We start from the raw sequence: 4,609 nt of genomic DNA, 5'->3' as shown, positions 1-4,609 counted from the left end.
GCTTGCCGCGACGCGCGTTGGTAAGACCGGCGGCGCCAGACTCGCGGTAGCGGTTCATCAGCCGCTGAACCTGACGCTCGGTAAGATCCAGCTGAGAGGCCGCATCACGGCGACGCAGACGTTTTTCAATCACAGCCTGAATGACGGGAAGACGGTGAAGTTCTTTGTTCGACATGGTCACCAGCATCAGCAGAAATCTCCCAGAAAAGGTGGCAAACGCGCCGCATCTGGGTGACATTATGAACTAGCTAAAAAGTGACATTATCAAATTGGAGTAACATTCAAAGTGCGGTTAATGCTATTTATGTTAAATATCAATAGTTTAACTATAATACAGGACACTATTGTAAGACCAGATTGCTTGCCGTTCTGCGATCCAGTGTTAAGACACTTTGTGAATCTGGGCAAGTCCTGCATCCGACCTTATATAAAAAATCATCAGTAAATCGGTGACCTGTTTCCCGTAGTCAAGCCTTGGCTATAGCAATTGCCATGAAAAAAGCCACCCATCCGGGTGGCCTGTCGGGTAACTTACAGTTTGCATCTATACATCAAGCAGTGCGACAGAAGAGGCTGAACCAGAGCTCATTTTCGCTGTTGGGCAGCCACCGTAATTGCTCTTTTTCTGCAATTAGGAATCATAAGTATCTGGCATATGGCCCTAAGAGATAACGGCTCAGTCCCCTGCAGAAGGCGAAATGTCATTACCCAGACAGGTACCACTTTATTACACCAGTGCGCCCTTGACGGAATAAGCTAAAGCTTATAATCTCAGTATCTATAAGCTGTAACTTATAGGACGCACTATGTGGACAGTACTCTTTGGCGATCTCTTTGACGCCTGGCTGGATGAACAGGAAGACGGCCTGCAGGAAAAGGTTCTGGCCGACCTTATTAATTTAAGGACGTACGGCCCGGCTTTGTCCCGGCCTTATGCCGACACCGTCAAGGGTTCCCGTCATAAGAACATGAAAGAACTCCGCGTACAGTATGGCGGTATACCGGTCAGGGCATTCTTTGCATTTGATCCGACCCGACGGGCCATCGTGCTTTGTGCTGGTGACAAAAGTAACGACAAGAAATTTTACGAGCGCATGATTCGTATCGCCGATGATGAGTTTACTGCGCACCTGAACGCAATGGAGGGGAAAAAATGAGAACGCTTGACGAAGTAATTGCTGCACGCTCTCCTGAGAGTCAGGCCCGCATCCAGGATATCGCTGACGAGATGATCCTTGAAACCGGGTTACAGATGATGCGGGAGGAATTGCAGCTGTCACAGAAAAACGTAGCTGAAGCCATGGGTATCAGCCAGCCTGCCATTACACAACTGGAGCAGCGTGGAAACGACCTGAAGGTTGCTACGCTCAAGCGGTACATTGAGGCGATGGGAGGTAAACTCAGTCTTGATGTCGAGCTGCCAACCGGGAAGCGCATAGCCTTTCACATCTGATACGCACATTCACAGTCTGGCCTGATTCGGGCCAGACAGATACGCTGAAAACAGTATCAGAAAATAATTAAATTAATATTAATACACATCCATTTTTAAATCATAATGCTATTTCTTTGAGGGGAATTCAGGCATGTAATGGCTCCCATGATCGCCTGACGCTTCCCATTGCCACCACCTGCCAGCACCGTATTCCCGGTCGTATATTGCTGCTTTGACCCGCTTACGCTGCAGATACTCCGGTGTGTTCATGCCAAACACTTCCATGGGGAGCGCTTCCGTTCCCGGCACATCGGTCAGCACGAAGTCCGGAAAAACGTCCTCTTCACCGTCGTAGCGCAGCGGTTTGATGAACGCGCGCTTTTCCTCCCACAGCCGTGCCTCGACCATTCCCTCATAGCGGGAGTTCAGCGGAATATAGCGCGGGCTGACGGTCATCAGCGCCGCGTCGATTATCCTGCAGCTGCTGCGCGGCACGTTACGACCGTCTTTGCGGATAAAAGCGGTTTCCGGCGGCTCGGTTTCGCAGATAATCACCACCCGGGCACCCTGGCGCCAGTCTCTCAGCTCACGCGTAAAGCTTCTGCTGAGGCGGGCCCTGACGTCATCAGGAAGGTCCAGTGAGGGAAAGCCTGCAAACAGCCCCAGCGGAATCGTGTACTGCAGCCGTTCATCGGCCGCATCGCTCCACGCGGCCAGCTGAGAAATGATGATGAGCCGCCGTGAATCTCCGGCTGCTTCCTTAGCAATCCGGCGGTTCTCTGCCACCTGTGGGGAATCTTTCATGGCCATCAGCATCAGCGACTGTCTCAGCGGAATCCGGCCGATGCGGATGCGTCCGGCCGTTTCATTCAGGCGCCAGCTGACCCAGCCGGGATAGCGTTTTTTCCGGTCAAACGCGGGGTGCCATACGTTGATGCCGGACTGCTCCCAAAGCAGATGCAGCAGCCCCAGCAGGCGCATCGAGGGCTGCCGTCGCCGCTTAACGGGTCCGGTGCTGACCGGGAGCGCTTCCGGTTTTCTTTCCTGAGCGTCTTTCTTCTGCAGGCCGGTGGGCAGGCGGACCACAAGCTGGCCATCCGCCGCGGCTTTTACTACGTCGGGCGCATAGATAGCAGCCTGCCTTTCATCCGGCCAGACGGAGTAAAAGCGGCAGTCTGGTGCGTGCTCGTGCCCGGAGAAGGCCCATGAGGCGAGCCAGCACTGGTCCGTTTTCTGTGACAGATGTACCTTAAGGCGCCGGCGCTGCGTGTCTTCCTCACCGGCCTGGCACAGGCAGGTCACTACCGTGGTGGCCTTGTTATCGCGCGCGTGTTTCAGCCAGCGCTGCCACTGCTCCGGGTCAGCGGTACGGAACGCCGCATCGCACTCCCGCGTGCCCCGCAGCCCGGCGAACCGGACGGGGTATATTTTCTTTGCCGCCATAAGCTGAGCCTCCCCGCGCCGCAGTCATGCGATTGTCTTTTCACCCCGGTTGATCCGGAAGAGTACAGCGGTCAGCAGCACCAGTCCCGCACAGAGGGAGAGAGCCAGCACGTCAGGCTGAGTAACGCTGGCAAGCCCGCGATACCCAATGGTGGCCAGCGGACCTGCAATAATCTGAAGAATAATCGTCCTGCTTCCACCGCTGTAAGCGGAGAGAATAAAAGGGAAGATGCCGGAGACAATGCCGGCGGTCAGGAATAACGCTGTTTCATATGTTGTCATATTATTTTCCCTCTCCTTTTGATTTATTTCATTCAGTCCGCGGACAGGTCACCGGCACGGATTCATTCCAGAGACGGTTAAATTCTGCCTGATACTGACGGGTGATAACGGGTTCATCCTGAATGACCAGCGCGTTCTCCGCATTTCTTTTTTCGGCAGAAGACGTGTAATTAAATGAGCCGGTTTCCACCGCGCTGCCGTCGGTCACCATGAACTTATTATGCATGATGCTGTACATGCCATTAAGGCGGACGTCCACGCCAGCGCACGCGAGCTGTCCCACCAGAGACCAGCGGTCACGACTTTTCTTTTCATCGGCGACCAGCCTGACCTTCACACCCCGCGCGACGGCGTCTGACAGCGCCTGCCCCACCGGACGGCTGGTAAAGTCATAGGCCGCCACGTCGGCGCTCTGCCGCGCGCGGTTGGTCAACTGCAGTATCAGATCCAGCGCCGTCCCTCCGGGGGAAAAACCGGCCGTGAGGGAGCCCTCTGCACCATGAATAACCGGGAGGGTCAGCAGTGACGCAATTATTAATGCGTATTTTTTCAATGTCAGCCACCGGATTTTAACAGGGGTTAATTATTCTATCATTTAAAATTTATTTATATATAACGTTTTTTATTATTTCCCTTTAAATATCAATATATCACTGAAGAATCCTCTCAATATGACGATAACAGTAAAGTATCAGGGGGAAGATAATATGAATACGTTTCACGAATTAAATATCATGACGTCACGCGGCGATATTCGTGGCGCCTTTTCGCTCATCCGCAGATGGAATGAAAACGTCGCCCGTAAAATCATGAAAAAAGCGGGTTACACCGTGACACAACACACAGGGCGTGCGTTCTGGACATGGGTGCAGGAGACCCTTTCACGGGCAGCGGGACAACGCCGGAGCGGGTACCAGGCGCGCGCTGAACGCCGGGCACCGGTGCGCCGCTGGCGGCAGCAGGCCACTGAAGATTATGAGGCGTATGCGCAGATGATGGCGTCAGACGCCGCGCCGCAGGCTGAGGCTGCCCCGCAGGGAAAGGTAGCGGCCCTCGATGCTGCTCCTGAAAAATGCGTCAGCGTCCGCAGCCGCGCAGAACGCCTGATACACCTTTGCCGGCACCGCGAGCCAGCGCCGGCAAGCGCCGTTCCGGTACTCCAGCTCCAGCACGCCGGTGGTCGGATCGTAGCCCGCGCTGCGAAACAGCTGAGACGTGACTTCATGCCTGTTCATGCTGTGGTTCCTGTCCTGGCGATCGCGCACGTGGCCGCCGTCCAAAAAAATGGGGTGCCGGCACGCGGCTCCCCGTTCAGGGAATGAAAACAACCGATTTATTATTCTGCTTACGCGGGAGTTATCGGCCGCCCGCCCTGAAACCTGAGCCCACCGGAGGTTCACTGTAGCCTGTAACGTCCGTGACCATTACTGTTACGGCCTCACGCTGCCC

General features: G+C 54.6%; 7 protein-coding genes. 2 read left to right on the top strand and 5 right to left on the bottom strand.

Annotation, left to right across the window (positions count from 1 at the left end; translation table 11 throughout):
* The coding region (locus tag FT726_RS26095) for a helix-turn-helix domain-containing protein (protein WP_346303723.1) at positions 1–175 on the bottom strand (175 nt) is incomplete at its 3' end.
* A gap of 631 nt (positions 176–806) precedes the next feature.
* Here FT726_RS26095 and FT726_RS26090 point away from each other — a divergent pair.
* The gene (locus tag FT726_RS26090) at positions 807–1,157 is read left to right on the top strand and encodes a type II toxin-antitoxin system RelE/ParE family toxin (RefSeq protein WP_346303722.1); all 351 of its coding nucleotides are present in this window, start codon (positions 807–809) and stop codon (positions 1,155–1,157) included.
* Positions 1,154–1,453 (top strand): helix-turn-helix domain-containing protein, encoded by a 300-nt coding sequence (locus FT726_RS26085; RefSeq protein ID WP_034822938.1) that lies wholly within the window; start codon positions 1,154–1,156, stop codon positions 1,451–1,453. Before FT726_RS26090 ends, FT726_RS26085 begins: the two co-directional genes overlap by 4 nt.
* Positions 1,454–1,561: 108 nt before the next feature.
* On the opposite strand, the gene FT726_RS26080 is transcribed toward FT726_RS26085, so the two are convergent.
* The 4 genes from FT726_RS26080 to FT726_RS26065 form a co-directional block, all read right to left on the bottom strand.
* Complete coding sequence (locus FT726_RS26080) at positions 1,562–2,878, bottom strand: DUF1173 family protein (RefSeq protein WP_346303721.1); 1,317 nt, start codon at positions 2,876–2,878, stop codon at positions 1,562–1,564.
* A 24-nt stretch (positions 2,879–2,902) separates the two neighbouring features.
* Positions 2,903–3,160: a hypothetical protein gene (locus tag FT726_RS26075; protein WP_346303720.1), complete on the bottom strand. Its 258-nt coding sequence runs from the start codon at positions 3,158–3,160 to the stop codon at positions 2,903–2,905.
* A 28-nt stretch (positions 3,161–3,188) separates the two neighbouring features.
* Positions 3,189–3,713: a phospholipase D family protein gene (locus tag FT726_RS26070; RefSeq protein WP_346303719.1), complete on the bottom strand. Its 525-nt coding sequence runs from the start codon at positions 3,711–3,713 to the stop codon at positions 3,189–3,191.
* 448 nt (positions 3,714–4,161) lie between these two features.
* On the bottom strand, positions 4,162–4,395 hold the full coding sequence (locus tag FT726_RS26065; protein WP_346303718.1) for a KTSC domain-containing protein: 234 nt from the start codon (positions 4,393–4,395) through the stop codon (positions 4,162–4,164).
* Positions 4,396–4,609: the final 214 nt, after the last annotated feature.

Source organism: Pantoea sp. Morm, from assembly GCF_016643525.1.
In the GTDB taxonomy this organism is placed as follows: Bacteria; Pseudomonadota; Gammaproteobacteria; order Enterobacterales; family Enterobacteriaceae; genus Pantoea; species Pantoea dispersa.
This window is presented reverse-complemented; position numbering and strand designations above follow the sequence as displayed.

Coding starts and splice junctions, on each gene's coding strand:
- FT726_RS26090 (WP_346303722.1), top strand. CDS start 807: ATGTGGACAGTACTCTTTGGCGATCTCTTTGACGCCTGGCTGGATGAA.
- FT726_RS26085 (WP_034822938.1), top strand. CDS start 1,154: ATGAGAACGCTTGACGAAGTAATTGCTGCACGCTCTCCTGAGAGTCAG.
- FT726_RS26080 (WP_346303721.1), bottom strand. CDS start 2,878: ATGGCGGCAAAGAAAATATACCCCGTCCGGTTCGCCGGGCTGCGGGGC.
- FT726_RS26075 (WP_346303720.1), bottom strand. CDS start 3,160: ATGACAACATATGAAACAGCGTTATTCCTGACCGCCGGCATTGTCTCC.
- FT726_RS26065 (WP_346303718.1), bottom strand. CDS start 4,395: ATGAACAGGCATGAAGTCACGTCTCAGCTGTTTCGCAGCGCGGGCTAC.